General features: G+C 58.1%; 2 protein-coding genes. Both read left to right on the plus strand.

Going from position 1 to position 2,528, the window contains the following annotated elements; translation table 11 throughout:
• On the plus strand, positions 1 to 568 hold a 568-nt coding region (locus NW827_RS10695; RefSeq protein ID WP_414503669.1), incomplete at its 5' end, for a pentapeptide repeat-containing protein.
• A gap of 43 nt (positions 569 to 611) precedes the next feature.
• Positions 612 to 2,246 (plus strand): AAA family ATPase, encoded by a 1,635-nt coding sequence (locus tag NW827_RS10700; RefSeq protein WP_414503670.1) that lies wholly within the window; start codon positions 612 to 614, stop codon positions 2,244 to 2,246.
• Positions 2,247 to 2,528: the final 282 nt, after the last annotated feature.

The raw sequence follows: 2,528 nt of genomic DNA on the forward strand, positions 1-2,528 counted from the left end.
GGCTTGGGAGACGCTGCTGGAAGCGGAGGATCCGCAGCATGTGCAGGTGGCAAAGGCCCATCACCTTCCCCTCCGACAGGTTGGAAATGTTCGAGCAAGGTATAAAGCGGGAGAGCGGGATTTTCGCTGGGCCGACCTGAGGGGGGCCAACCTGATCTTGGTCAACCTAAGCGAGGCCGACCTGAGGGGGGGCAATCTGAGCAGGGCCAACTTGAGCGGGGCCAGTCTGAGCAGGGCCAACTTGAGTAGGGTCGACCTGAGGGGATCCGGCCTGAGCTTGGCCGACCTGAGCGGGGTAAACCTGATCGAAACCAACCTGAGCCAGGCCGATCTGAGCGGGTCCAAGCTATGGTGGGCCGACCTGAGCGGAGCCAACCTGATCGAGACCAACCTAAGCAGGGCCGACCTGTGGCGGGCTAACCTAAGCAAGGCCAACCTGAGCAAGGCTGACCTGAGGGGGGCTGACCTGAGGGGGGCAAACCTAACGGGCGCAAAACTAAGTCCCGGCTGGGATCGATTTGCTGACTTGAGTGGGGCCATCCTCCCCGACGGAACTGTCCATCCCTAGGCGGATCCCTTTGCTAGACTACCTACAGCTAGCAGCTAGATCCATGAGTTCCTCAGATCTCGCCTTTGCCAGCAATCACCAAGACATTCTCACGCTGCTGGACTTGGTGGTTCGCGCTCGCTACCCTTTGATCTACCTGGTTACTCCCGAAGAAGCCCCAGCAGAGGAGCTGCTACAAGTTCTGGCCGATTCTCTCAAACCCAAGCGCAAACTCCTAATCTGGGATATCGTCTCTGGCTGGTCAGATAACGGCCAAAACAAAGGTCAATTGATGCCTGCTCTGGGCCGCATCGGCGCTATCAAAGAGGACGAGGCGGTTATTTGTGTTCTCAAGGATCTAAACCCCACCCTGAGAAATCCAGAACGCTCAGATAACTATCCCGTTATCCGCTACCTAAAAACCTTGGCCAGAGAGGGCCGCCACAGCCGCAAGTCCATCATCCTCTTGGGTCAAGAAGCCGTTGTCCCTGCCGAGCTGCGCGAGGAAATTGTAGTCTATGATTTTCCCCTGCCCAGCATCGCCGAAATTGAGCGGATCATTACCCGCGCGATCCCTGCCCGTCAACTGGAGCTAAGCGGCCCAGCGCGGGAACAACTGGTTCGAGCCTGTCAAGGGCTGACCCGGCAGCGCATTGAGCGGATCCTGGCCCGCGCCCTAGCCGCCAAAGGCAAGGTCAGCGAGGGCGATATCGACCTGGTTCTGGAAGAGAAAAAGCAATACATCCGCCAGACGGAAATCCTGGAGTTTTACAACCCCTCCGAGACCCTGCAAAATGTCGGCGGCCTGGAAAACCTCAAAGCCTGGATTCGCCAGCGCCGCAACAGCTTTAGTGCCCAGGCCCGCGACTATGGCTTGCCCAGCCCCAAGGGCATTTTGCTGGCCGGGATCCAGGGCACCGGCAAGTCCCTCTGTGCCAAAACCATAGCCCGCGAGTGGCGCATGCCCTTGCTCCGGCTGGATGTGGGGCGACTCTTCGGCGGGATCGTCGGCGAAAGTGAAAGCCGCGTGCGCCAGATGATCCAAATTGCCGAAGCTATGGCCCCCTGTGTTTTGTGGATTGATGAGTTGGATAAGGCCTTTGGCGGCGTCAACAGCGAGTTTTCAGGAGATTCGGGCACCAGCAAGCGGGTCTTCGGCAGCCTAATTACCTGGATGCAGGAAAAAACCAAACCCGTTTTTATTGTTGCCACCGCCAATAATGTCCGCATCTTGCCGGCTGAGTTGCTGCGCAAAGGCCGGTTTGATGAGATTTTCTTTGTCAATTTGCCCAACCAGCGGGAGCGGGAGGAAATCTTCCAAGTCCACATCCAGCGGCTGCGGCCCAACCGCGTGCGGGATTTCTCCTACCCTGAGCTGGCCATGGCCAGCGAAGATTTCAGCGGGGCAGAAATTGAACAGGCCATCTACGATGCCATGCACATGGCCTTCAACCAGGATCCACCCCGCGAGTTTACCCAGGAGGACATCCTCAGCGCCATTCGCCAAACCGTTCCTCTGGCCGCCATCGCCCGCGACCAGATTCAGGACTTAAAAGCATGGGCTGCCGAGTCCGGGGCGCGCACAGCCTCCCAAGACCAACAGCTTGTGCAGGAGCTGCGAACGCTGGTGCAAAAAAGAGGGCTGGGCCCCATCGAAGTCGACAGCCCCTCTTCGTTTTTCCCCTCCTCCCCCTCCTAAGTTCTCAGTCCTGGTCTTCTGGCGGGATGTAGCAGCCCTACCAAAACCAAAGGTGTTCAGCTCCCCAGGGATCCAGCAGACAGCGGCTGCTTTGGGCTACGGGATCCCTGATTTTGGTGGTCGATTTGGGGGCTGGAAGCTTACCGAGCTGAAGTAATTGCCAAAACTGACCGGGCCTATGGCTTATGCAGCAGCAGGTAGTTGGAAGGTTAACTTGAGGTTAGGGATGGCGGAAACCTTTGATCCTGTTCTGGGTGGGCAGCAATTGGCCGGCTCCGATCC

It is taken from the genome of Synechococcus sp. H70.1 (assembly GCF_047502705.1).
GTDB lineage: Bacteria > Cyanobacteriota > Cyanobacteriia > Thermostichales > Thermostichaceae > Thermostichus.

What these genes read in the sequence shown, in the direction of transcription:
- NW827_RS10700 (WP_414503670.1), top strand. Translation starts at nt 612, where the DNA reads ATGAGTTCCTCAGATCTCGCCTTTGCCAGCAATCACCAAGACATTCTC.